Origin of the sequence: Maribacter spongiae, from assembly GCF_047345125.1 — a bacterium.
GTDB lineage: Bacteria > Bacteroidota > Bacteroidia > Flavobacteriales > Flavobacteriaceae > Maribacter.
Map to the genome: position 1 here is coordinate 21,138 of NZ_JBLFEQ010000006.1, position 24,426 is coordinate 45,563.

Here is a 24,426-nt window from a genome sequence, read left to right on the forward strand (position 1 = left end):
AACTGAAAAATGAAAAAATTTACGTCGATAATTGTCCTGTTTTTGGGGTTTTTACCAATTGTTAACGCCCAAAACATCATTACCGTTGACAATTCAACCGGTGCCAACGCACAGTTTAGCGATTTACAGAGTGCTGTTTCATCTGCATCCGATGGGGATATTATTTATATACATGCCTCTGTAACCAATTACGGGAATATCACAGTAGACAAACCCTTAACACTTATAGGGTTTTCACATAGTGCCGCCGATAAAAAAACCTTGATAACGGATATTGTTCTCGGTGAAAATGCTTCTAACAGTAAATTCAGTGGGTTGCATTTAACGGATGATTTTTTGGTTCAAAACCTTAATACCACACTAACGAATATTACCATAGAGAACTGTATAATTGATAGTGTAATACTATTTAATGATGCCGGGGCCAATAATGTAATCATAAGAGGAAATATAATTGGACAAATCGGTTCTACGGTATTCGGTACATCTGCAAACAACTATAGTAACACCATAATAACAAATAATATAATTACAACTAGAATAGGTGTAAAGAACCATCAATCCGTAACCATTAAAAATAACCTTTTCCTACAGCCTGTAACTGTTGGGGTTATATTCAACACAGGAAATGCCAGCGGTAGCATTTCCGTAGAAAACAATATTTTATATTATTCTATAGCCAGTACACCAAACCCTAATAGTACTGGAGTTATTTTTGAAAATTGCCTCTCTTATAATCGTTCTTCGGGCAATGTAACCACCTTAATGGGCAGCGATAATTTAGACAATCAAAACCCTCTTTTCATAGAAGACAATGACAATATTATATTCGAATCGACCATTGACAATTATAATCTCCAGACCAACTCCCCAGCAATCAGTGCAGGAGTAAATGGTGAAGACTTGGGTCTTTTTGATGACAGCAGCTTTACCTTCAATAATTTTGGTTTTACCAACGGCATACCCACCATAAAAATTGAAGCCATTAGTACTACCGTTGCACCAGACGAAGATTTAAATGTAATCATCAGTACTACCAATCATTAAAATAATGAGGAATATACTACTAATAGCCATGGTGCTATTGGGCAATTGTGCCATTGCCCAAAACATCAATGCTATCGAATATTTTTTTGATACGGATCCGGGTATTGACAATGGAACATTATTGACCTTAACGGGCAATACCAGTTCACTAACGCAAACTTTTTCTATCCCGACAACAGGGTTAGATGATGGTTTTCATAGTCTTTATGTAAGATCAAAAACGACAAACGGGGAATGGAGCCTCTACGATAGAACGGCTTTTCTTATACGCTCTTTTTCCGATATCGCTCAACCATTAAACGGAGCGGAATACTTTTTTGATACGGATCCAGGAGCAGGTAATGGTACTGCCATAGCCCTAGATTCCAATACAGGAAATTTAACCCAAACTTTGGCCGTACCCATAACTGGATTAGCCAAGGGATTTCATAGTTTTTATATAAGAGCAAAAAACACGAAAAACCTATGGAGCCTCTATGACCGCATCATATTCTTCATCGATTCTTTTGTTGATGAAGAAGAACCCCTTATTTCAGCAGAGTATTTTTATGACACGGATCCCGGGGCCGGCAATGGCACTACAATTGCCCTGGATACCAACACAGGAAAGGTAAATCAGTCCATACTTCTTCCAACCAACAGCTTGGCCAATGGTATTCATACGGTTTATATCCGAGTACGGACACAAGGTGGTAACTGGAGTTTATATGACCATAAAAGCTTTACGGTTTCAACAGCTACGATAGACAATTCCGTAACACTAAATGATGTTACCCTTACCGCAACTTTTAATGATACCGGCACAATGTACCAATGGTTGGATTGTTCGAATGGCGGTACGATCATTGAAAATGCGACAGATAGAAGTTTCACACCCCTGATAAGTGGCAACTATGCCGTTAGTATTACATTTGACGCCCAAACGGTACTTTCAGAATGTATCCAGATAGACGTACAGGACAATCCGGATGATGGGGACAACGATGGTATTTTGAATGCCGAAGACAATTGTCCCCTAACGGCCAATACCGATCAAACGGATACTGATAATGACGGTATCGGGGATGTTTGTGATGATGATATGGATAACGATGGCGTTCCAGATGCCCTTGATGCCTGTAACGATACTCCCCCAAATGCCATAGTGGATTTTAATGGCTGTGAAATATTCTCATTGCCGGCCAATAATTTCACGATCAAATCCATCGGGGAATCCTGCATCTCCAGCAATAATGGCAGCATAGAAATTGAAGTCGCCATCAATTTGAATTATACCGCTTCATTGACCAATGAAATAAATACATTAACGGCCAGCTTCACGGCCAATACCATCTTTACAGATTTACGGGCGGGAGATTATACCCTTTGTATTGAAGTCGAGGGGCAGACCGATTTCGAAAGGTGCTTTGACATTATCATTTCCGAACCGGAATCCCTTTCAGTGAGTTCAAAAATTGATATTACCAATAGTAAGCTCACATTAAATCTCTCCGGTGGAAAATTGTATACCATTCAATTGAACGATGCGGTTTATACTACTTTGGACAGCGAGATAATACTTCCTTTAGACAAAGTCGAAAACACCCTATCCGTAAGGGCCGACAAGGATTGTCAAGGCATTTATGAGAAAACCATTGTACAGAGCTCGGAAATATTTATTTACCCCAATCCTGTGTCTAATGGCGAACTCACTATTTATCTGGGCTCTTCCGATGAATTTAAAAGGGTTGAAACTTCATTATATAATGTAAACGGGACAAAAGTGTTAGATAAGGTTGCCGAACCTAATAACGGTTATATTCTTCTGAATATGGATGGATTATCGAAAGGAACATATTTATTGAACATTAAGACCAAAAAGTCCTTGTTGAATTATAAAATAATTAAAAGATGAAAATAAATCATATACCATACCTCATACTTTTAAGTTTTCCTTTTCTCACCGGCTGCAGCAAAAGTTCCGACAACGCGGGAGAAATCCCTGATCCCGACCCTATAGCCGCCCCTTCGGCATCAACACTGGTTTTTCCCGAAGACAATACAGAATGTAATGAGGGAACGGTTATCAACGACACGGAAAGCAAGGTAGCCTTTAAATGGAACGCCTCCCAGAACACGGATAGTTATTCGGTAAACCTCACCAATTTAACTACCGGGGCAAAATCCGTGACCACTTCCCAGACCAACGAAATCGATATTACCATTCTAAGGGGAACACCCTATGAATGGTCCGTAACCTCACAAGCCAATGGAACCACTGAAACAGCTTCTAGTACCATTTGGAAGTTTTATAACCAAGGGCCGGGAATAGAAAGTTATGCTCCTTTTCCCGCGGATGCAATAAGTCCTGCAAGAGGCGCCACTATTACATCAACAAATAGTGTTGTTGCTCTAGAATGGAATGGAAGTGATGTTGATAATGATATTGTTGAATATGAAGTGTTTTTTGGAACGGATCCTGCCGCTGAAACACCAATCGGGACTACGGAAAATACCGACTTTGCTGATATTTCGATTAGTCTGGATTCCTTTTATTATTGGAAAATAATTACCACGGATAGCAAAGGCAATACATCTACTTCCGATATTTTTGAATTTAAAGTACAGTAAATAAACCCATATAAAAATTACAATAAGTTAAAACTAATACAATGAAAAAAACAATTATCCATTTGACGATCATTTCATTATCAATGATACATTTCGCTTCGGCCCAAGAATTCAATATCGGTACCAATGTCATTAACGGAGGCATTGGGCTAGGAGGATCTTATGGCAGCTACACCACTTCATCTCAAAGTCTCGGGTTAAGTGCCAGTTTTGAAAGGGGCGTTTGGGAAGTCCCCGGTCCGGGCGTAGTAAGCCTCGGCGGATTTCTTGGATACAAGACCTACAATTATGACTATTTTGGAGGTAATGATAAATGGACGTACACCGTAATAGGTGTTCGTGGTGTCTATCATTATAACGGTTTTGATATTGAGAACCTGGATCTCTATGGAGGGGCCATGATCTCTTACCGCATTTTATCCTATAACGGAACCAGTGGAAACTTCGGCAGCAGACCGGGAGCGACAGGTTTTGTTGGTGCCCGATGGTTTTTTGCCGACAATCTTGCCGTATTTGCCGAAGGCGGTTATGGTTTTGCTTATTTGACTCTTGGAATATCCTTTAGGATCTGATTACATAAAACCTGTTGTGGATCAACAGGCTTTAACATAGTTTGAGTTGTTAGTTTTAGTTAATGAAAATCCGTCATCTTCAGGTGGCGGATTTTAATATTTTCCTTGGTTTCAGGGTTTTTGTTTTTAATAAGGATGTTCAGGAATAAATCGAGTTTTTCAATTGGTCCGGTCTAATTTTATTTTGGCCACAATCTTTTCCACAGGTTTCCGATCCGGTTTTGGATTGCTCCTTGATCAGGGTCTTTTGCTGTAATTTTTATGATGATTTTCTACTGATCGAACTTACTCGTTACAAGAATCCTTAAATCCGCATCATGCATAGATGCCAAAAAATATCCATAAGATCCATTGATCCTAGTATAAGCCTTCATCCAACGTTTCGCATATAATACAAAAATTATACCGAAAGGGTAAAGTGCAACGAAGAGCGTTTATAATTCATTACTTCTGAATTTCCTATCTTGATTTCTTAATCGGAAAACCTTCTCCCAATTTTATGACGAAACCATACACCAATAGTTATTGATATACTTTTACCCAATCTATGATCATATTTACCGGGAGTTGTTCAATATCCACTTCCCCCACCCACGAGCCTCCAAGTTGTTGGTCTATCAATACATAAAAAGGTTGATCAAAAGGCCATTGTGAAGGATCAACGCCTTCTATTCTGGGATAGGTGAACGTAGCTTTTCCATTTAAGGTATACACCAATTTATCCGGATACCATTCAAGTCCGTAGGTATTAAATTCTTCGGGGTCTACAGAAACAGTCCCATAGTATTGTGGATTGTCTTTTTGTTTAAGTTTTACCGTATAGTACGAGTGGGTAGTCTGGTAGATTATTTTATCAAAATTAAGATGTTCCATAATATCTATTTCCCCATTGGCGGGCCAACCTACTTCGGCTTTATTCATGCCCAACATCCATATGGCCGGCCAAGCCCCTTGTGAGGATTCAAGCCTGGCACGAACCTCTATTCGTCCATATTGAAAAGCAAATTTTCCCTTGGTATAAATACCTCCCGTAAGATAAGGTCTTGAATCGGTAAGAGTATCGGTATTTTTGATACCGATCAGATAGAGTTTTCCGTCTTTCCAATCAAAACAACGATTATCCTTATCTGTCATCTGATCGTTCCAATCGGATGTTCCTTGGGGGATTTTTGTCCATTTATCGGCATCCAGCAGGGGAGTGTCAAAATAATCTTCCCATACTATTTTCCAATCCTTATTGTTCCTATGTTCTTTTTGTATATGGATATAGGAACTGGTGTTCACCGATCGAACGGACCTACATCCAATATTTAAGAAGACCATACTAAGGAGTGTGATGGGGAAGTACTTTTTCATTTCATGTATTTTATAGTGTGCCCACTGCAATTTACGGTATTCTACACCTTCCCCTTGAGTCAAGAGGAATTGAGTGCCCAAAAAGACACAAAACCGTTAATTTCTGCCCGTCCGGCAAGCGGGTTCGCTCCATCTCAAAAAAAATTTAAATGAGTTCATTAAGAATGAAGTTCTTTTTGTAATACCTTGAAGCAAATTTGTTTCAAGCCCATGCCCGATTATAAAAAACGAAATATATCCGTAACCGGTGAAATAAAATTTACGGGAATATCACAGTCAAAACCCAGTGTACATGCGGCCGGACTACTTGGGGTAAAAGTAGCATTAAAGCATGTATTCAAGGAAATGGGGGTTCTAAAATCTTTTTCCACTTTGGCCCGTATGAACCAAAAAGAAGGTTTTGATTGCCCGGGATGTGCATGGCCCGACCCGGATAAACCTTCCCAATTGGGCGAATATTGCGAAAACGGGGCAAAAGCCCTTGCAGAAGAAGCTACCCATCACACTCTAGGCAAGGATTTCTTTAGGAAGCATAGTGTTGAGGAGCTTTCAAGATGGTCGGATTATCAGATCGGGAAAAGTGGCCGACTGGTAGAACCCATGGTTCTCAGGCCCGATAGCGTTCATTACGAACCCATTTCCTGGAAAGAGGCTTTCCGATTAATAGCAACGGAACTAAAAGCAATGAAGCATCCTGATCAGGGTGTTTTTTATACTTCGGGCAGGTCCAGCAATGAAGCGGCTTTCCTCTATGGTCTGTTTGTCAGGGCCCTGGGAACGAACAATATGCCGGATTGCTCCAATATGTGCCATGAAAGTAGTGGTGTAGCTTTATCCGAGACCCTGGGTATCGGAAAGGGATCGGTCAAATTGGATGATTTTGAAAAAGCGGAAGTCATTATGGTCCTGGGCCAAAATCCCGGGACCAATCACCCCAGAATGTTGTCCGCCCTACAAAAATGCAAAGAAAATGGAGGTAAAATAATCACCATAAATCCTTTGAAGGAAACGGGCTTGGTCCATTTTAAAAATCCACAGCAAATAAAAGGGATTACCCAAGGCACTTCATTGACCGATATTTATTTGCAGGTCAAAATAAATCAGGATGTCGCCCTATTAAAACTCATCATGAAAAAATTGGCGGCCTTGGATATCCAGAACAAGGAGGTATTCGATCATGAATTCATCCAAGAATATACCAATGGCCATAACAATCTGCTAAAGGACCTGGATAATTATTCAGAAATGGAACTTTTGGAACTATGCGGTATTGAAGAGGCAAAAATTAATGAAGCCGTTGAATTACTCTCCAAAAAAAATAAAATTATTATATGTTGGGCCATGGGGTTGACGCAACATAAAAATGGCGTGGACAACATTAAGGAATGTGTCAACCTTTTGCTCCTCAAGGGCAGTATGGGAAAACCCGGTGCCGGCACCTGTCCCGTTAGGGGGCATAGCAATGTCCAGGGGGACCGTACTATGGGCATCATGCACCATGTATCCAAAGAATTGAACAACGCTATTGAAAAAGTATTTGGCTTTGCCCCGCCGTCCAGGACAGGATTGGATACCGTACATGGCCTAAGGGCGATGTATGAAAACAAGATCAAAGTCTTTATGGCCCTGGGCGGGAATTTTGTATCCGCCGTATCTGATACCTACTATGCGACCGCTGCATTACAAAACTGCGACCTGACCGTTCAAATCAGTACAAAACTAAACAGGAGTCATTTGATTACCGGGAAAACCGCTTTGATCCTTCCCACATTAGGAAGGTCCGAAAAAGACACTAAAAATGGAAAAGACCGGTATCTTACCGTGGAAAATAGCATGGGGAAGGTTCACCGCACCAAAGGCGTTCTCCATTCCAAATCCGGTAATCTTAAAAGCGAGCCCGAGATTATATCCGGTATTGCCCATGCCTATTTTAACGGAAAACATCCCGTTCCCTGGAAGGCCATGGGTATGGATTATGATTTGATCCGTCAAAAAATTTCGGAAACCATCAACGGATTTGAAAATATGGACGAAAGATCCAAAGGTTCTGGTTTCTACCTGCCCAATAATATACGTAAGCTCGATTTCAGCAAACTGCCCAACGGCAAAGCCCAATTCAGCATCTGTAAAACAGCGGATCACAACATACCAAATGATGGATTCCTATTAATGACCATACGTTCCCACGACCAGTTCAATACGACCATTTATGGTCTCAACGATCGTTATCGTGGTGTATATAATGAAAGAAGGGTCGTTTTTATCAACCCAACGGATATGGAAAAGCAAGGCTTGCAAAAATTAGAAGCGGTCGATCTGATCAGTAATTATGATGGCAAAGAAAGAAGGGCCTCCCGGTTTCTGATCGTTCCCTATAACATTCCCCAGGGCAACTTGGCGGCCTATTTTCCCGAAACCAATGTACTGGTACCCCACGATCATTTTGCGGATAAAAGTCATACGCCCATTAGTAAATCCGTTATTGTACGGATAGCGAAAAACAAAACGGTCAAAAATTGACTTAACTTTAAGCTTGGTTAATCATTAAATCATTTTTGGTTGTACTGCATTGTTGATATAGAAACTACGGGCAACGGTATTAAGGGAAACCGGATTACCGAAATTTCCATTTTTAAATACGACGGCCATGAAGTGGTAGACGAGTTTACCACGCTCGTGAACCCAGATTGCGAAATTCCTTTTTTCATAACCGGCTTAACGGGCATTGACAATGATATGGTCAGGAACGCCCCTAAATTGGAAGCTATTGCCCAAAAAATTTTAGAAATTACCAAGGATACGGTATTTGTGGCCCATAGCGTTAATTTTGATTATAATGTCATTAAAAACGAACTCCGACAAATAGGGCTCGACTTTATCCGAAAGAAACTTTGTACCGTACGATTATCCCGAAAACTACTGCCCGGTTACCGATCTTATAGTTTGGGCAAACTATGTTCCGCCATCGGTATTCCCTTAACGGATAGACATAGGGCCCGTGGAGATGCACAGGCCACTACCCTGCTCTTTCATAAACTATTAAGATCGGAAGGTGCACCAGAAGTATTTAAGCAATTCTTGAATGCTCGGTCACAAGAAGCTACCTTACCACCCTCCCTGCACAAATCGGAATTTGAAAAATTGCCTTCCACACCTGGGGTTTACTACTTTAAAGACAATAACGGAACTATTATTTACGTGGGTAAGGCCATTAACATAAAGAAACGGGTTTTGGGTCATTTTTACGATAAATCCAACAAAGAGGTAAAACTTTGCGCAGAGACGGGTTTTTTGGATTTTGAAGAGACGGGAAACGAGCTCATAGCACTGCTCCGGGAATCCAGTGAAATAAAACAACACCATCCAAAATACAATCGTGCCCAAAAAAGGAACGTATCACGATATGGAATATTCAATTATGAGGACAGAAACGGAATTATACATCTGACCTACGGCAAGTTAAAAACGGCACCCAAAGTATTGGCCATTTTTTATAGTCCATCCGAATGCCGCACATTTTTGGAAGTATTGTGCGAAAAATATGGACTTTGCCCCAAGTACTGTCACCTACAGGAAAATGTTGCCTCCTGCTCCCACTATAGGATAAAACCATGTATCGGTATTTGCTCGGATAGCATACATCTTAAGGAATACAATGCCAGAGTGGTAAAAGCCATGGAATCTATAAGTTTACAAAGTCTGGATTATATCATAAAAACCAAGGGCAGAACACCAGAAGAGGAAAGCTTTGTTATGGTAGAGGCAAATAGGTACATAGGGTACGGATTCGTTCCCAAGGAATTCGATTTTAAAAACACCCCCGATCTGGGAAATTTTCTAATTCGACAAAAAAACACATTGGAAACACAGCGTATTGTAGAAAGTTATACGAGGAAGAATCCAAATACCGTTATTGAAACCGATAAAAAGGACTTAAGACTTGCTTCATTTTAATCGCTTATCTTTCCCTTAAACCTGCAAGACGGCTATTCAGTCTATAATGTGGAGGGACAAACATAATCGGTAGTTTTTACACCTTCTTCTTTCAATGCACCAAAACCTCCGGCCACATCGATTAAATTATGTATCCCCCTACTTTTTAAGATAGATGCCGCTATCATGGACCGGTATCCTCCCGCACAATGCAAAAAGAAAGGCTTTCCCGAAGGAAATTCCGAAAGATGGTCATTGAGGTTGCTTAAAGGGGTATGTATGGCATTCTCAACATGTTCGGAAATAAACTCCCCTTCTTTACGTACATCAAAAACGGGTATTCCTTCCTGGGACAATTGCTTTTTTACCGTAGCTGCTGGTCTTGAATCAACTTCATCTATTTCTTTTCCGGCCGCCTCCCAGGCATCCAAACCACCTTTTAGGTATCCTATGGTCCCATCAAAACCTACTCTGGATAAGCGTGTAATGGTCTCTTCTTCCTTCCCTTCCGGAATTACCAAAAGTAAGGGTTGTTCCGTATCCGCGATAAGTGCTCCTACCCAGGGGGCAAAATCGCCGTTCAATCCTATGAAAATAGATCTGGGAATATGGGATTTTATAAATTCGTTCTGATGTCTTACATCTAAAACCAGTGCTTCTGAGGAGTTTGCGGTACGTTCAAATTCTTCAGGTGCCAAAGCACGTGTTCCCCTATCCAATACTTTGTCTATATCCTCATACCCCTCTTTGTTCATTTTTACGTTTAAAGGGAAGTATTTTGGAGGGGGCAATAGTCCGTCCGTAACCTCTTTAACAAATTCATCCTTTGTCATATTGGCCCGCAAGGCGTAATTTACTTTTTTCTGATTGCCCAATGTATCCACCGTTTCCTTCATCATATTCTTTCCACAGGCAGAACCGGCACCATGGGCGGGATACACGATAATATCATCCGCAAGAGGCATTATCTTGGTCCGCAAGCTATCGTATAAGGTTTCCGCCAATTGTTCCTGTGTTAAATGAGCCGCTTTTTGCGCCAGGTCCGGACGGCCTACATCTCCTAAAAACAAAGTATCCCCAGAAAAGATAGCATGGTCTTTTCCGTTTTCGTCCCTTAAAAGATAGGTTGTGCTTTCCATGGTATGACCCGGTGTGTGCAACACTTTTAAAGTAACCTTTCCCAACCTGAATTCCTGCCCATCTTCGGCAATAATGGCATCAAATGATGGATTTGCCGTAGGCCCATAAACTATTGGTGCCCCGGTTTCTTTGGAAAGTGTTACATGGCCACTTACAAAATCCGCATGAAAATGGGTCTCAAAAATATACTTGATCTTGGCGTTATCCGCACCGGCCCTTTTTATATAGGGCGATACTTCCCTCAAGGGATCAATAATAGCAACTTCTCCTTCGCTTTCAATATAATAGGCACCCTGTGCCAAACATCCGGTGTAAATCTGCTCTATTTTCATTATAATTTCATTTTCATTCCTATGGAAGTGGAATTCTTTTAACAATCATTTTAAAATTTTCAATAGCCCTTAAGGTCATTCCGATAATTCAGTTACAAAAATAACTGGTTTTATGGCACTATAAATATGACATCAGTCATTCTTTTTATTATTCTCATAGGCTATTCGCGAACCGATGGCAGAAACATTATTGGGGTCGTCAAAAAACGCTACCGCTTCCTTGGTCTTCACGAACAGGTATTCCATTTGTAGCGCATTAATGATTCCACTGTTAAAGATAATGTCCCTTGTAGGCCCAATGGCACCTGCAATATAAAATCGAAGCCCCCTTTTATGAGCTTCATGAATTACATTGATCAACATCTGGGCCCCGCTGGCATCAATATAACTTATGGCCTCCGCATTTAAGACAATTCCTTTTAGTCCGTCTCCTTTGGCTTGAATGTGTTTTGTTAATTCCCGCTTAAAAAATGAGGCGTTCCCAAAATATATTTGGGAGTCAAAACGAACAATGAGCAAATCTTTACGTACGATAACCTCATCCCCAAATCTATTGACGTTCTTGTAATAGTCGGAATTTTTGATATTTCCCAACACGGCAAAATGTGGATTGGAAGTACGATAGACCAGTAACAACAAAGAAGCCAATACACCTACCAGAATACCCTGGGTAATCCCCATGAACAAGGTAATTAAAAATGTTATCAGCAATACTATAAATTCATCCCTTCTGGTATCCCATAAGTTTTTGGCATAGGTAAAATCAATAAGGCCAAAAACGGAAACCATAATAATACTCGCCAGAACGGCATTGGGCAGATATTGAAACAAAGGAGTTAGGAACAACAACGTTAACACGACCAGGACCACGCTAAAAATGGACGCCAAATTGGTTTTCGCCCCGGACTCATGATTAATGGCCGATCTGGAAAAACTGGCAGTTACGGGATAGGCCTGAAAAAAGGAACCCAGTATATTGGATGTTCCCAAAGCAAGTAGTTCCTGATTGGGCCTTATGGTCTCTTCTTTGCTTTTTTCTTCCAAGGTCTTACCAATGGATATGGCCTCTAAATAACCTACCAATGCCAATGCCAAAGCTATTGGCCCCAATTTCTTTATATCGTCCATATTCAAATGGGGCAAAGTAAAAGTTGGGAAACCGCTGGGAACTTCTCCGACAAGTCGAATATTTTGTTCATCGAGCCCAAAAAGATATACGCCCAGAATCCCCAGGATCACTATGATCAATATGCCCGGAATATTCTTGTTCCATTTTTTGAAACCCACCAAAAGCATTATGCCCATAATTCCAGTAGCTAAATCAATAAGGCTGGTATCCCCAACTTTATCCAGAACATTAATGATAAGCTCATGAAAGCGATTACTCCCTATTACAGAAGTTCCCAATAAATGTTTTAATTGACTCATTATAATGATAAGGGCGGCGGCAGAAGTAAAACCGCTAATAACGGGCTTGGACAGGAAATTGACCAAAAACCCCATCCGAAAAGAGCCCAGTACAAATTGGATGCCCCCCACCATGAACGTTAATACCGCAACCAGGGCTATATAATTTTCCAATCCCGTAATGGTTAAAGTAGCTAAACCTGCAGCAACAAGTAACGAATCCATGGCTACCGGCCCTATCCCAATTTTTCTGGACGTACCCAACAAAGCGTAAATTAAAACGGGGAAAAGAGATGCATAAAGGCCGTACACCGGTGGTAGCCCTGCGACCATGGCATATGCCATTCCTTGCGGTACCAAAACGATACCAACGATGATACCTGCAATTAAATCCTTTGGGAGGTATGCTTTCTTATAAATGGACAGCCAATCTAAAAAAGGTAAAAATTGTCGCACAGGGCAAAGTTATCAATAATCAATGTAAATGAAGTTCAAACTTCCATGAAACGGTATTCGTCATAAAAGTACATTGAGGGCCAAGGCTTTATTTATCCAAAAATCAAGATCGTCCTCCGCATCAAAGCCATTGGAATCTATAAAAAGAAAACCTCTCATGGGCTTACCGGTAAAATCCATTTTTTTACTTCCCTCTTTTTGCAGCAGCTCTTGATAATCCAATTTACCCACACGGACCATAAGCCGATCCTGTCCTGTCTCTTTATCGATATCCACACCGACACACATTTTGCCGTTGCACATAAATATGAGTCCGCCCATCATTTTCTTCTCTTCTATGAATCCGTTCCCGTGCAGACGATGACGAACCCGTTCCGCTAAGTATTCACTATAGGCCATTTTTAAATCTTGATCAGGTCTTAATCGTTCAATTTTCCCAAAAACACATTGACTTTAGGGTTGATGGGGTTTCCGGCAGCCCTACGTAAAACTACGACCTGACCGGTATGCCATATAGCATCCTCAATGGGACCATTGATCTGGTTCCAAAAAGGAAATTCAGAAGTTCCCTGGGGTCTCTTAAAAATGATTTTATGCTCGCTCAGGTCTTCGGTCCTCAAAAATAATCCGCTGGCTACCTTGAAATTGTCTAACGTAGCGGCTATTTTTTCATCAAAGGTCATTCCCTCCCTTTTTTTAGTAGTGCCCGAAGGCTGTTTTTTCGCCGTACTTACAATGGTCCCGGAGAGTCCATAGATATGGTCCAGGGTTTGGGCCAGGGTGCGGCCATCTTTACTGGGCCTGTAGTTTAAGTCGTCTTCCGTTAATCCTTGTACGGCCCAATAGTATCTAAATCCCAATCCGTCTATCATTCTGGAGATTACGGTTCCCGGGGTAAACGTTTCGGGAGCATTCGGGATTGCTGCATAATAATCCGATTCCGAGGTATTTTCTTGTGCAAACATGGTCATGTGTGTTAGGATCAGTATTCCAAAAATCAATTTTTTCATCTAAATATATTTATTGTGGTGTTAAAACGACCTGAAAGGTATTATTATCGTCGTTAAGTTTTTCAAAACCATTGTGTAAATTCTCTTGTGCCACTGTATAGGGGTAAAAGGTGATAGGTTCTATACAGACCATGTTCGGGACTTCCGTCCATAGCATAAAATGACCAAAGCCTTCTGTAGAAATTTTCAAGTCTTTCTTATCTTTTAGGACAATAACATTATGATCGGGAATCTGCATGGCCCTATGGCCAACGGCCATTACCTGGGGAATGGAAATTTCCCTTTCCTTAACACTGACCTTAGCATCTTGAGCGTGCAACTTAAAAGCGGGATGATAGCCCAGCATAAAGGGCATGTCCATCCCCGCATTAATTTCAAACGTTATTTCCAGTCCTTCTTCCTTTAACTCGAACATTTTGGAAAACTCAAAATCATAGGGCCAGAATAACGCTTCCGCGGTAGATTTATCCGGGTACTTGGAATTGGTAACCGGTGTATCTTTGGTATATTTTTTACGGAATACGGCTTTGGTCCCGGTTTGTTCTACCAAATGATATTCCATTTCCCTCAACAGGCCGTGTTGGTCCTGTACAGCTTTGCCCTTAGGGGTCTGCACCCTGAAATCGGCATTATTCGTCGGGCCTATTACGGGAAACATCTCCGTATCCGAACTTCGCCATCCGGGGCTTCCTTTTTGGTGAATAAATTCATGGCCGTCTACTTGATAGCCCACCAATTCACCGGCATCTACTTTTACCTTTTGATTTTTAAACTCTAATTGTATCATCCTAAAAATTAATTTGATCGATCGCTGCAACCGTTAATTCTTTCATTTAAACTATAAAAATCCGTTTTCCCATCATTATTCAAACCGAACGGCCTTAACCGGCGTAATTTTAGTAATGATATAGGAAGGCAACAATAGCATTAAAAGACATAGTACCAAGACCCCAAGGTTCAACACGATAATAGTCATAAGATCAATGTGCACGGGGATGTATTCTATATAATATTCTTTGGGATTGGGAAATTTGAACAATCTAAACTTATCCTGTACAAATATCAGCCCCAGACCAATGGCATTGCCCCATAACAATCCTAAGCTTATTAGATAGGTCGCATTGTACAAAAATACCTTGCGAATGCTCCAATTGGCCATACCCAAAGCCTTTAAAACACCGATCATAGGGGTACGCTCCAGAATAAGCACCAATAGCGCCGTGATCATATTGATCCCACCCACAATAATCATTATCCCGATAATCAGGTTGGTATTAAAATCGAACAAACCTATCCAATCGAATATATTCCGATATTTATCCTTAATGGAACGCGTATCCAAGGTAGAAACCGTTTTTCCAAAAATTTCCGTGCTTTTCGCATCTATATCATCAAAGCTTTTCAAAAAAACCTCAAAATTGCCCACCTCGTCTTCTTTCCATTTATTCATACGCTGAATATGGCGAATATCAATAAAAATATATTGCCCGTCTATCTCCTCAAAGCCGCTATTGTAAATACCGCTGACCGTAAATTTTCGTTGATTGGGAATTTTGTCGGTATCGTCATCCCTAAGAAAAAAAGTAAAAAACCCATCCCCTACCGAGAGTTGTAGTCGGCTTGCCAAAATACTGGAAATCAACACTTCTGAATTCAGTCCATTCGAATAGTCCGGGAGTTTCCCTTCTACTAAAAACTCTTCTAAAACAGGCCAATTATAATCCTGTCCTACGCCTTTGGCAATAACTCCCTCAAAGGTTTCCGCCGTTCGGATAATGCCCGCCTTGGCGGCCACCGCCTGCACGTGAACAATATCTTCGATATTGGTAAACTCCGGATAAAATTCCTGATTCTTGGAAACCGGGGCAATAGAGACCTCGGAATTGTTATTATCGTAATTATAGATTTGAACATGCCCGTTAAAAGCGGCTACCTTTTCCCTGATCTTATGTTTAAGTCCTACCCCCGTCGCAATGGCGATCAACATCATTAGAATACCCAAGGCAATAGCGGCAATCGCTATTTTTATTATTGGTGCGGAAATACTAATTTTATGCTCCTTACCCGTTATTAGCCGTTTGGCAATAAAATATTCTAGGTTCAAATGATGTTCTTTTTATTCAATTTCAAAAGTACAGTTTTATTATGGTTTCTGGTATTGGCTTCCTGCGGAAACCCAACACGAAAAATCGGTACAATTCCCGAAAATATGGTTTCGGCAAAAGCAAAGGATTCTATTTTAAAACCGGTGACCGCCGCCAACCGAACAGCACTGTATTTACCACTATTAAAAGATAAGGATATAGGCATGGTCGCCAACCAGACAAGCGTTATTTTTAAAAATTCGGAATACGAAATACAGGGTGCGGATCCTGAAATAAAAAAAGAAATCAACTATACCCATTCAGTAGATTCCTTACTCTCTTTGGGAATACGAATTAAAAAGGTCTTTGCTCCCGAACACGGTTTTCGTGGTAAAGCCGATGCCGGGGAAAAAATAAAAGATGGGACGGACATCAAAACCGGGCTTCCCATTATCTCGCTTTATGGCAAAAATCGAAAACCGACCCAAGATCAATTAACGAATCTTGATGTAGTCCTGTTCGACATTCAGGATGTAGGGGTACGCTTTTATACATATATTGCGACCCTACAATTGGTCATGGAAGCCTGTGCCGAAAAAAGAATCCCCATAATTGTTTTGGACCGGCCCAATCCTAATGCCCATTATGTAGATGGCCCGACCATGGAAACCGAACATACTGGATTTTTAGGAATGACCGAAATCCCATTGGTCTATGGAATGACCATTGGGGAATATGCCCAAATGATCAACGAGGAAGGTTGGTTGAAAAACTCTTACAAAGCCGACCTGACCATAATTCCACTTAAAAATTGGACGTACAGCACGGAATATTCCCTTCCCATACGCCCCTCTCCCAATCTACCCAATGATATTGCCATAAACCTATACCCCAGCTTAGGATTGTTTGAAGGCACTACTATTAATGCCGGTCGTGGTACCGAGTTCCAGTTCCAAAGGTATGGTGCTTCATTTTTGGATAGCACTGCCTATACATTCAGCTATGTACCAAAACCCAATTTCGGGTCCAAGCACCCCAAGGAAGAGGATAAGACATGCTATGGCCAAAATCTTTCCGAAATCCCAAAAATGAATACCGTTTCCCTGGAATGGATAATAGATGCCTATCAAAACTGTACGGATAAAACCCGATTTTTTAATACCAAAGGTTTTACCAAACATGCTGGGACCGAAAAATTACAGAAACAAATAGAAGCCGGACTTTCAGAAACTGAAATAAAGCAAACCTGGCAAAAAGATCTGGAAGGGTTTAAAAAGGTACGGGCAAAATACTTAAGGTATCATAATCCTTAAAATGGAGTACAGTTAAGAATCGTTATTAACTACCGGCATTTTTCTTTTAACAATGAAATAAATTCCTATAACCAGCAATATTAGGTACATTCCTAATGTAGTACTTTCAACTTCACTGTTATCAAACGAGAAAAAATCAGAATAGATCAATAAGAATATTATAAAATCATATAATGAATGTGTAAAAACCCCTAATCCTATTGATCGTTGCCTATCGGCAACAATACTGTACGCTATTGATACCAATGCGTAGGGAAGAATCAATGGCCAGGGCAGAAAATGTAGTAAGGAAAATAATGACCCAATAATAACATAACTCAATATTCTCGAGTATTTCTTATGCGTGGTATTTTGTATAAATCCTCTATAGGTAACTTCTTCCACAAGACCCGCCGTTAAGGCCAAAGCAAGTAAAAGAGGTATGGCGGTCAACGGGCCTAAATTAGAAAACCCGTATATAAACTGTAATTGCTGGCTTTCCTGAACATCAAATATTATAAACCCAAGACTGATAATGGAAAAAGTAAAAATACCTAATCCAATGCAGTCAAGAATATTGGAGAAGTCGGTTAAATCAAATGCCAGGCTTAGTTTAATATCCTTTTCCCCTTTAAAAGGATTCCATTTCCTCACCAAATTCCAATACAAGTAAAGTGTTGCCAAAACAAGCAACAATCCCCACCCAAATTGAGGTGAAAATTTGAGATTAAGCTGTACTATGAGTTGATTAAGGATTACGATGGGAAACAACAAAACAATGTTCAAAAGGATAGCTTTAATCCAAGCTGGTAATTTTTGCCAAATATTTTTCATAGTTATTTATTTTAAGAACTGGTTTAAACTTTTTGGATTGTAGCGAAAATTAGGGGTTTTGTGCCCTACCGAAGACATTTTTGAGTTACATAGCAGCGTTACGTAAGGGAAAAATGACAAAACCAGGGTGCAAAAGGGCAATTTTTTAGCCAATTGAAAAAATTTAAACCAGTTCTGCGACAAAAAAAAGACATGTTAAACACTAAAACGTCCTTCTAATCTTTTAGGGACGTATTTTTTGATTTTCTATACTCACGGGGAGTCTTGCCTGTTTTTTCCTTAAAAATTCTATTAAAAGCGGATTTGCTATTAAAACCATTATTGTAGGCAATAATAATTATTTGATCGTTTGTGGCAATGAGCTCTTTCTTTATAGATTTAATTCTATACGTATTTATTAAATCATAAAAATTATCATATTCGCTTAATTTAATTAATTCCGTAAGGGTAATGGGTTTAATGTTTAAATAAGATGAGAGTTTATGGAGCGATAGGTTTTCATCTTGATAGTATTTTTGTTGTTCGAGAGCATTTTCTAATTGCCGAAATTGGTCTTCAGCCTCTTTTTGTACAATTGGATTGTTGTTTTTAAAATCATTCTCCTGAAAATCGGACAGGACATAATGTTGATTAAGAATATTGGAGTTAAATAAAAACGAAAGAGCGATCAATGAAACCGTCAATACAGATGCCAGCACATTCATATCCAGTATCGGATATATATAATTTATAAAATAGACAAGAATTGGAATCGTAAACAAAATGATCCATAACCTATGAAAAGTAACGATCCAATTGGCCTTTAAGTTTTTCAGATTGGAAAAATTGGCAAACAATACTCGATTATACTTTCGAACCTCATGAACGCTCTTAAAAAAATAAATCAGGGAAATAACAAGAATTATAATGATAAAGATCAACGCATTATATGAGATTAAAATTCTATCCCCTGAAAAGAAAGATTGTAAGGTATTCAGGTATTCCTGAGCAATAACCTCTTTTGAATTGAACATTATGTTGTACATAGAAATAAGCAAACCTATTAGAAAAGGTAAAAAATGTAACAACACCTTTTTGGAAAACACTATTCTCTTTAAAAGTGATTTTGCATAAAACCATAATAATACACTGTCTAAAAAAAATAAATTTTGATCCAGGGTTAGTAAAAAAGGGTATTTTAAAGCTATTCCATTACTTTTTATAAAAAAGAACAAAAAGCGTAAAGTCCAAACAGAGATTATTGCGGCAGCAATTTTGTTAGAAAGGACTTTCGAGATTTTCCCTGTCAAAAGTTGGGCTAACGTAAAAACATTAACACCAATTCCTATCGTTAATATAAACTCCATTGTTTTAAAGACTTATGACAAAAATACCCCGCCATGATTTTAATACCAGGTTTCCTTGTATGGTATCAATAAATGTAAGATTCTTTTTTCAAACTCATCCGGCCCTTCCATTTATGAAAGCGTGCATGGTACGAGTAATTTACCTATTGGTTTAAATAGACCGTAAACGAATCATCGCGAATTGTTTATGCGTTTCTTCATTTCCTCCACAATATGATAAGCAGCCGGGCAAACGGCCACATTTTTAAGGGTAAGATGACTTATTTGCTGAAATTTTTTCCGGTCCGTATGCGGGTACTCCCTACAGGCCTTGGGCCGTACATGATAAATAGAACAGTAATTATCCTGTCCTAAAAAAGTACAGGGAACCTTTTGCAACACATAGTCGTTATCCTCATCTATCTTCAGGTAAGTATCGATAAACTGTTGCGGTTTTAACCTGAAATGCTTGGCAATACGTTCAACATCCGCATTCGTAAAAAGGGGTCCCGTAGTTTTACAACAATTGGCACAGGTAAGACAGTCCGTTTTTTCAAACGTTTCTTCATGCAGTTCCCGCATGAGATAATCCAGATTCTTGGGCGGTCTTTTCTTTAATTTGGAAAAGAACTTTTTATTTTCGGTATGTTTTTCCTTTGCCTGTTGCGGCAATTGGCGCAGTACTTCCTCCATGGAGTTAAATTTCATAACAAAACTAGGAAAGTCACTTTAAAATTTGGGATTTTTGCATCTCAAATACTTTCAGATTGGAAAAAGATATTCTAGGTCGGGCCCTGTTGGACTATCAAAACGGAAACTACGTTGAGGACATTGTTACGTATTCCTCCTTGGACGAAAAGGATGCACTGCCCTTGCCCTATCTTTTTCGCAATTACCATAAAATGCCCATTCTGGAACAAAAGGCCTTGGGCCTATGCCATGGGGCCATTTTAGACATTGGTTGTGGTGCGGGAGGACATAGCCTTTACCTACAGGAAAAAGGATGGCAGGTTACTGCCCTGGACCGTTCGGCAGGTGCCATAGAAGTCTGCAAAAGGAGGGGAATTACAGAAACGGTACACGATACATTGCTCAATTTTACCGGTGGGCGTTTTGATACATTGCTTCTATTGATGAACGGTATAGGCATTGCGGGAAAGTTAAATCGATTGGATAGCTATTTAGAAAAACTGAAATCGCTCTTAAAGCCCAATGGACAGATCTTATTGGATTCTAGCGATATCATATATATGTACGATTCCGATGAAGATGGGGGACATTGGATTCCAGAAGGTATGGATTACTATGGCGAAGTTACTTTTACCATGGAATATAAAGGATTAAGAAGTGAGCCATTTAACTGGTTATATGTAGATTACAACACCTTGCAAAGAGCTGCCGATTATCACGGTTTGCATTGTGAACTTGTAAGCCAAGGCGAACATTACGACTATTTAACAAGATTATCCTTAAAATAATACTACTGGGCATGTTTTTTGCGTTATGCTGATATAAAAATCGATTATGAAAAAGATTGGAACTATTTTTTTGTTTAGCCTGTTCACTTTTGTACTCTCCTGTTCTAAAAGCAGTAATGATAATGATAGTACAGATGATCCACCAATTATAACAGAAGAACAAAAAAGAGCCAATTTGCAAGGAACCGGAGATTCTGCCAATGACATCCTCTCCAATAACAATTTTGATAGAATTCTCGTAGAAATAGGCCACGTAACAGGTTTTAGACCAACAACGGAAGCCATTAATGGTCTAACTTCTTTTTTACAACAGCATTCCTTTAAACAAAATATCGAGTTTATATATAAAGAACTGGAATCTCCCGAAGAGGACGATTTAACGCTACAGGAAATCGCAAATCTGGAAAGTGAAAATAGAACCGTATACAATAACGGCAGTACTTTGGCCATATATATTTATTTTGCGGACGCCCCTGCGGAAGGGGATGAAGAAGATGAGGGCTTGGTGACCTTGGGCGCGGTATATCGCAACACCTCCATGGTCATTCATGAAGCGACCATTAAGAGATTGGCCGCACGCAGTCCTATTATCTCAGATGCCGATGTGGAGGTAGCTACGCTCAACCATGAGTTTGGGCATCTCTTTGGATTAGTGAATTTGGGAACTCCGGCCATTAATGACCATGAAGATCCAGATGCCGAAAACCATTGTAATGTGCTTGGTTGTTTAATGCGTGCCGAACTACAGTTTGGAGGGGGTAGCGGTAAATCCAATGTATTGGCCAATGCCAGTTATGAAGATGGTATAAAACCCGGTTGTATCCTTTCAGGAAAAACGGTGTTAAGCCTGCTCCAGTCCAATACCAATACGGCTAGAGGTGTGGCCCCACCAGGTTTGGACCCTGAGTGTATTTTGGATATCCAGGCGAATGGAGCGAGGTAGTTTTTGATGTTTTGTGAAAGGAAAAAATCAAATTTGTTCAAGACAACAAATCCTATAGGGTAAAAGCCAGTAGGTACTATAGGTAAAACAACCGACTTTTTACTAAAAACTTAGGGAATATTCAAGTATTTATGTGTTTGCAATGAAACCTTCCATTTGGGGTTCTGCATGACATAATCCACGATCATCGGGGTAACTTTTTCCCGAACGCTCCATTCCGGTTGTAGATATAAAATACAATTTGCATGGGTCAATGCAGCCTGTTCCTCTGCAAAAACCAAGTCATGCTTATTATAAACAATAATCTTTAACTCATGTGCCCTCTCGTAAATTTCACCAAAAGGGAGTTTATTTTTTTTGGGCGAAAGGCAAATCCAATCCCAATCTCCCGTTAAAGCATATGCTCCGGAAGTTTCAATATGTGTTTTAAGGTTATTTGCCTTTAGGCCTTGGGTCAATGGCCCCATATTCCAGGTCAAAGGCTCCCCACCCGTTACCACGATCGTATCGGAATATTTTGCTGCATTACCAATAATCAAGTTGATATCCGTAGGGGGGTGGGTCTTCGCATCCCAACTTTCCTTAACATCGCACCAATGGCAACCTACATCGCACCCTCCTACCCTAATAAAATAAGCCGCCGTTCCCTTATGGAACCCTTCACCCTGAATAGTATAAAATTCCTCCATCAACGGTAATGACAACCCTTTATCGACCAAAGTCATGGGACCCTTCTTTTCCATTCGGCAAAGATAGACATTACCCAAAGTCCAAAAACGAAAAATCACGTATTTAACTCGTTGCCCATTTTCAGCTATTCGGATATGATTATATATTGGTCGGGGAATTCTCTATCAGGTCCGGTGTAATCAAAATCAAGGAAAACTACATTCAGAACAATTTAAAAACCAAAGATTGGATTCCCTGTAATTTTGCTGATTTTTCTAAAGTACCAACCTCATACATTTTCATTCATAAAATCTACTGGAACGGACAAACTTTTGCCAAAACCCACATGAGGCCAGTAACATTTTATAAAACCCTGCCCGATCCGTTTTTCTATTGCTCAAAAATCTTCTATTTTTAACAAAAATATACTTCATGGGTTCTAAGGAAGAATTCTTCTCACATATTGAAAAAGGATATGCGACCAAAGGTGATTTCATTACCATGGGAGCGGCAATGTTAGAAGAAGAGGCGGTTACCAATGCTTTGGTTAAAATTCCGCTTAAAACGCTCAATCGCCACGGACTAATTGCAGGTGCTACCGGTACCGGAAAGACCAAAACACTTCAGGTATTGGCCGAAAACCTATCCGATAAGGGGGTCCCCGTTCTGTTAATGGACCTAAAAGGGGATTTGAGCGGCATTGCGCAACCTAGTCCCGGTCATCCAAAAATTGATGAACGCCATGAAAAAATCGGTATTCCTTTTAATGCCAAAAATTTTCCCGTTGAAATATTGTCCCTATCCGAGCAGGACGGTGTAAAACTTAGGGCCACGGTTTCGGAATTTGGACCTACCCTGTTATCCAGAATACTGGACCTAACGGAAACACAAGAAGGTATCATGGCCGTTATCTTTAAATATTGCGACGACAATAAACTCCCCCTTTTGGATCTTAAAGATTTAAAAAAGACCTTACAATACGCCACAGGAACCGGTAAAAAGGAATTCACCAAAGATTATGGCCGTATCTCTACCAGTTCCACAGGAACCATTCTCAGAAAAATTATTGAGCTGGAGCAACAAGGTGCCGATCTCTTTTTTGGGGAGAAATCTTTTGATGTGGATGACCTTACGCGTATTGATGAAGAAGGAAGAGGGTATATCAATATTATTCGCCTTACGGATATTCAGGACAGACCTAAATTATTCTCAACATTCATGTTGAGCCTCCTGGCAGAAATCTATGGGACGTTTCCGGAACAGGGCGATAGTGACAGGCCGGAACTTATTATGTTTATTGACGAGGCACACCTCATTTTTAAGGAAGCCTCAAAAGCTTTGTTGGATCAAATTGAAAGTATTGTTAAATTGATCCGGTCAAAAGGTATCGGGCTCTATTTTGTTACCCAGAACCCTACCGATGTTCCCAATGAGGTATTGGCCCAATTGGGCCTAAAGGTGCAACACGCCCTTAGGGCCTTTACGGCACGGGATAGAAAAGCCATTAAGTTAACAGCGGAAAATTATCCGATTTCGGAATATTATGATACCAAAGAGGTACTTACTTCCTTGGGAATAGGAGAAGCATTGATATCCGCTTTAGATGAAAAAGGACGGCCTACACCCTTGGCCGCCACTTTATTGCGGGCACCAATGAGCCGTATGGACGTTCTGACGGCCAATGAACTTAAAAACGTTATCAAAGGTTCTAAACTCGTTAAAAAATATAATGAAGTTTTAGATCGGGAAAGTGCCTATGAAATCCTGAACGAAAAAATAGAGAAAGCGGAAGTCGCTGCCGCAAAAGAAAAAATCAAAACCAGTACAAGAAAGACCGCAAGTAGAAGAAGTACGCGGCAAAATCCTGTCATCAAGGTATTGACCAGTGCAACCTTTATTCGTGGTGTTCTCGGTGTACTTAAAAAAGTAATACGTTAG

At 40.1% G+C, this 24,426-nt stretch carries 21 protein-coding genes; 10 read left to right on the forward strand and 11 right to left on the reverse strand.

Translation table 11 applies throughout. From position 1 onward, the window contains the following. Nucleotides 1-9 precede the first annotated feature (9 nt). From ACKWB9_RS09565 to ACKWB9_RS09580, 4 genes are read left to right on the forward strand one after another with little or no spacing between them, the layout of a single operon-like run. Nucleotides 10-1,047 (forward strand): right-handed parallel beta-helix repeat-containing protein, encoded by a 1,038-nt coding sequence (locus tag ACKWB9_RS09565; RefSeq protein WP_414002796.1) that lies wholly within the window; start codon nt 10-12, stop codon nt 1,045-1,047. 4 nt (nt 1,048-1,051) lie between these two features. Next, the gene (locus ACKWB9_RS09570) at nt 1,052-2,941 is read left to right on the forward strand and encodes a thrombospondin type 3 repeat-containing protein (protein ID WP_414002797.1); all 1,890 of its coding nucleotides are present in this window, start codon (nt 1,052-1,054) and stop codon (nt 2,939-2,941) included. Then, nucleotides 2,938-3,657: a hypothetical protein gene (locus tag ACKWB9_RS09575; RefSeq protein ID WP_414002798.1), complete on the forward strand. Its 720-nt coding sequence runs from the start codon at nt 2,938-2,940 to the stop codon at nt 3,655-3,657. Before ACKWB9_RS09570 ends, ACKWB9_RS09575 begins: the two co-directional genes overlap by 4 nt. A 41-nt stretch (nt 3,658-3,698) precedes the next feature. Beyond that, nucleotides 3,699-4,229 carry a hypothetical protein gene (locus ACKWB9_RS09580; RefSeq protein ID WP_414002799.1) on the forward strand — a complete coding sequence of 177 codons (531 nt, stop codon included), beginning with the start codon at nt 3,699-3,701 and terminating at the stop codon, nt 4,227-4,229. A 522-nt stretch (nt 4,230-4,751) separates the two neighbouring features. Here ACKWB9_RS09580 and ACKWB9_RS09585 read toward each other — a convergent pair. Continuing rightward, entirely contained in the window at nt 4,752-5,585 is an 834-nt protein-coding gene (locus ACKWB9_RS09585) for a glycoside hydrolase family 16 protein (RefSeq protein ID WP_414002800.1), read from the reverse strand. Nucleotides 5,586-5,795: 210 nt separating this feature from the next. On the opposite strand from ACKWB9_RS09585, the gene ACKWB9_RS09590 reads away from it, so the two are divergent. Both ACKWB9_RS09590 and ACKWB9_RS09595 read left to right on the forward strand, forming a co-directional pair. Beyond that, the gene (locus tag ACKWB9_RS09590; RefSeq protein WP_414002801.1) at nt 5,796-8,105 is read left to right on the forward strand and encodes an FdhF/YdeP family oxidoreductase; all 2,310 of its coding nucleotides are present in this window, start codon (nt 5,796-5,798) and stop codon (nt 8,103-8,105) included. Between the two features lie 39 nt (nt 8,106-8,144). Next, a complete protein-coding gene (locus tag ACKWB9_RS09595; RefSeq protein WP_414002802.1) occupies nt 8,145-9,539 on the forward strand; it encodes an exonuclease domain-containing protein in 1,395 nt (464 codons plus the stop codon). A gap of 41 nt (nt 9,540-9,580) precedes the next feature. Here the strand turns inward: ACKWB9_RS09595 and ACKWB9_RS09600 are convergent, their stop codons facing one another. The 6 genes from ACKWB9_RS09600 to ACKWB9_RS09625 all read right to left on the reverse strand — a co-directional run bounded on the left by ACKWB9_RS09600 (nt 9,581) and on the right by ACKWB9_RS09625 (nt 15,967). Continuing rightward, nucleotides 9,581-10,990: an MBL fold metallo-hydrolase gene (locus ACKWB9_RS09600; protein ID WP_414002803.1), complete on the reverse strand. Its 1,410-nt coding sequence runs from the start codon at nt 10,988-10,990 to the stop codon at nt 9,581-9,583. Nucleotides 10,991-11,122: 132 nt separating this feature from the next. Further along, complete coding sequence (locus ACKWB9_RS09605; RefSeq protein WP_414002804.1) at nt 11,123-12,853, reverse strand: SulP family inorganic anion transporter; 1,731 nt, start codon at nt 12,851-12,853, stop codon at nt 11,123-11,125. Between the two features lie 60 nt (nt 12,854-12,913). Continuing rightward, nucleotides 12,914-13,252, reverse strand: a complete 339-nt coding sequence (locus ACKWB9_RS09610; protein WP_414002805.1) for a TfoX/Sxy family protein — start codon at nt 13,250-13,252, stop codon at nt 12,914-12,916. A 20-nt stretch (nt 13,253-13,272) separates the two neighbouring features. Beyond that, nucleotides 13,273-13,863, reverse strand: a complete 591-nt coding sequence (locus ACKWB9_RS09615; RefSeq protein WP_414002806.1) for a DinB family protein — start codon at nt 13,861-13,863, stop codon at nt 13,273-13,275. A 10-nt stretch (nt 13,864-13,873) separates the two neighbouring features. Beyond that, nucleotides 13,874-14,650 (reverse strand): aldose epimerase family protein, encoded by a 777-nt coding sequence (locus ACKWB9_RS09620; RefSeq protein ID WP_414002807.1) that lies wholly within the window; start codon nt 14,648-14,650, stop codon nt 13,874-13,876. A gap of 75 nt (nt 14,651-14,725) precedes the next feature. Continuing rightward, complete coding sequence (locus tag ACKWB9_RS09625; RefSeq protein ID WP_414002808.1) at nt 14,726-15,967, reverse strand: ABC transporter permease; 1,242 nt, start codon at nt 15,965-15,967, stop codon at nt 14,726-14,728. A 3-nt stretch (nt 15,968-15,970) separates the two neighbouring features. Between ACKWB9_RS09625 and ACKWB9_RS09630 the strand changes: the two genes are divergently transcribed. After that, a complete protein-coding gene (locus ACKWB9_RS09630) occupies nt 15,971-17,260 on the forward strand; it encodes an exo-beta-N-acetylmuramidase NamZ family protein (protein ID WP_414003013.1) in 1,290 nt (429 codons plus the stop codon). A 12-nt stretch (nt 17,261-17,272) separates the two neighbouring features. Here ACKWB9_RS09630 and ACKWB9_RS09635 read toward each other — a convergent pair whose 3' ends face one another. The 3 genes from ACKWB9_RS09635 to ACKWB9_RS09645 form a co-directional block, all read right to left on the reverse strand. Then, entirely contained in the window at nt 17,273-18,073 is an 801-nt protein-coding gene (locus ACKWB9_RS09635) for a CPBP family intramembrane glutamic endopeptidase (RefSeq protein ID WP_414002809.1), read from the reverse strand. A gap of 215 nt (nt 18,074-18,288) precedes the next feature. Further along, on the reverse strand, nt 18,289-19,086 hold the full coding sequence (locus tag ACKWB9_RS09640; protein ID WP_414002810.1) for a helix-turn-helix domain-containing protein: 798 nt from the start codon (nt 19,084-19,086) through the stop codon (nt 18,289-18,291). Between the two features lie 504 nt (nt 19,087-19,590). Further along, the gene (locus tag ACKWB9_RS09645; RefSeq protein WP_414002811.1) at nt 19,591-20,091 is read right to left on the reverse strand and encodes a YkgJ family cysteine cluster protein; all 501 of its coding nucleotides are present in this window, start codon (nt 20,089-20,091) and stop codon (nt 19,591-19,593) included. Between the two features lie 74 nt (nt 20,092-20,165). Between ACKWB9_RS09645 and ACKWB9_RS09650 the strand changes: the two genes are divergently transcribed. Then, on the forward strand, nt 20,166-20,876 hold the full coding sequence (locus ACKWB9_RS09650) for a class I SAM-dependent methyltransferase (RefSeq protein ID WP_414002812.1): 711 nt from the start codon (nt 20,166-20,168) through the stop codon (nt 20,874-20,876). Between the two features lie 46 nt (nt 20,877-20,922). Beyond that, nucleotides 20,923-21,819 (forward strand): hypothetical protein, encoded by an 897-nt coding sequence (locus ACKWB9_RS09655; protein WP_414002813.1) that lies wholly within the window; start codon nt 20,923-20,925, stop codon nt 21,817-21,819. A gap of 110 nt (nt 21,820-21,929) precedes the next feature. On the opposite strand, the gene ACKWB9_RS09660 is transcribed toward ACKWB9_RS09655, so the two are convergent. Then, nucleotides 21,930-22,562, reverse strand: a complete 633-nt coding sequence (locus tag ACKWB9_RS09660) for a 7-carboxy-7-deazaguanine synthase QueE (RefSeq protein WP_414002814.1) — start codon at nt 22,560-22,562, stop codon at nt 21,930-21,932. A 358-nt stretch (nt 22,563-22,920) separates the two neighbouring features. On the opposite strand from ACKWB9_RS09660, the gene ACKWB9_RS09665 reads away from it, so the two are divergent. Beyond that, complete coding sequence (locus tag ACKWB9_RS09665; RefSeq protein ID WP_414002815.1) at nt 22,921-24,426, forward strand: helicase HerA-like domain-containing protein; 1,506 nt, start codon at nt 22,921-22,923, stop codon at nt 24,424-24,426.

Excerpts from the sequence above, each read along its gene's own strand:
- ACKWB9_RS09565 (WP_414002796.1), top strand. The coding sequence starts at position 10 with ATGAAAAAATTTACGTCGATAATTGTCCTGTTTTTGGGGTTTTTACCA.
- ACKWB9_RS09620 (WP_414002807.1), bottom strand. The coding sequence starts at position 14,650 with ATGATACAATTAGAGTTTAAAAATCAAAAGGTAAAAGTAGATGCCGGT.
- ACKWB9_RS09635 (WP_414002809.1), bottom strand. The coding sequence starts at position 18,073 with ATGAAAAATATTTGGCAAAAATTACCAGCTTGGATTAAAGCTATCCTT.
- ACKWB9_RS09570 (WP_414002797.1), top strand. The coding sequence starts at position 1,052 with ATGAGGAATATACTACTAATAGCCATGGTGCTATTGGGCAATTGTGCC.
- ACKWB9_RS09575 (WP_414002798.1), top strand. The coding sequence starts at position 2,938 with ATGAAAATAAATCATATACCATACCTCATACTTTTAAGTTTTCCTTTT.
- ACKWB9_RS09630 (WP_414003013.1), top strand. The coding sequence starts at position 15,971 with ATGTTCTTTTTATTCAATTTCAAAAGTACAGTTTTATTATGGTTTCTG.
- ACKWB9_RS09640 (WP_414002810.1), bottom strand. The coding sequence starts at position 19,086 with ATGTTCAATTCAAAAGAGGTTATTGCTCAGGAATACCTGAATACCTTA.
- ACKWB9_RS09645 (WP_414002811.1), bottom strand. The coding sequence starts at position 20,091 with ATGGAGGAAGTACTGCGCCAATTGCCGCAACAGGCAAAGGAAAAACAT.
- ACKWB9_RS09580 (WP_414002799.1), top strand. The coding sequence starts at position 3,699 with ATGAAAAAAACAATTATCCATTTGACGATCATTTCATTATCAATGATA.
- ACKWB9_RS09600 (WP_414002803.1), bottom strand. The coding sequence starts at position 10,990 with ATGAAAATAGAGCAGATTTACACCGGATGTTTGGCACAGGGTGCCTAT.
- ACKWB9_RS09665 (WP_414002815.1), top strand. The coding sequence starts at position 22,921 with ATGGGTTCTAAGGAAGAATTCTTCTCACATATTGAAAAAGGATATGCG.
- ACKWB9_RS09660 (WP_414002814.1), bottom strand. The coding sequence starts at position 22,562 with ATGGAAAAGAAGGGTCCCATGACTTTGGTCGATAAAGGGTTGTCATTA.
- ACKWB9_RS09615 (WP_414002806.1), bottom strand. The coding sequence starts at position 13,863 with ATGAAAAAATTGATTTTTGGAATACTGATCCTAACACACATGACCATG.
- ACKWB9_RS09590 (WP_414002801.1), top strand. The coding sequence starts at position 5,796 with ATGCCCGATTATAAAAAACGAAATATATCCGTAACCGGTGAAATAAAA.
- ACKWB9_RS09655 (WP_414002813.1), top strand. The coding sequence starts at position 20,923 with ATGAAAAAGATTGGAACTATTTTTTTGTTTAGCCTGTTCACTTTTGTA.
- ACKWB9_RS09585 (WP_414002800.1), bottom strand. The coding sequence starts at position 5,585 with ATGAAAAAGTACTTCCCCATCACACTCCTTAGTATGGTCTTCTTAAAT.
- ACKWB9_RS09610 (WP_414002805.1), bottom strand. The coding sequence starts at position 13,252 with ATGGCCTATAGTGAATACTTAGCGGAACGGGTTCGTCATCGTCTGCAC.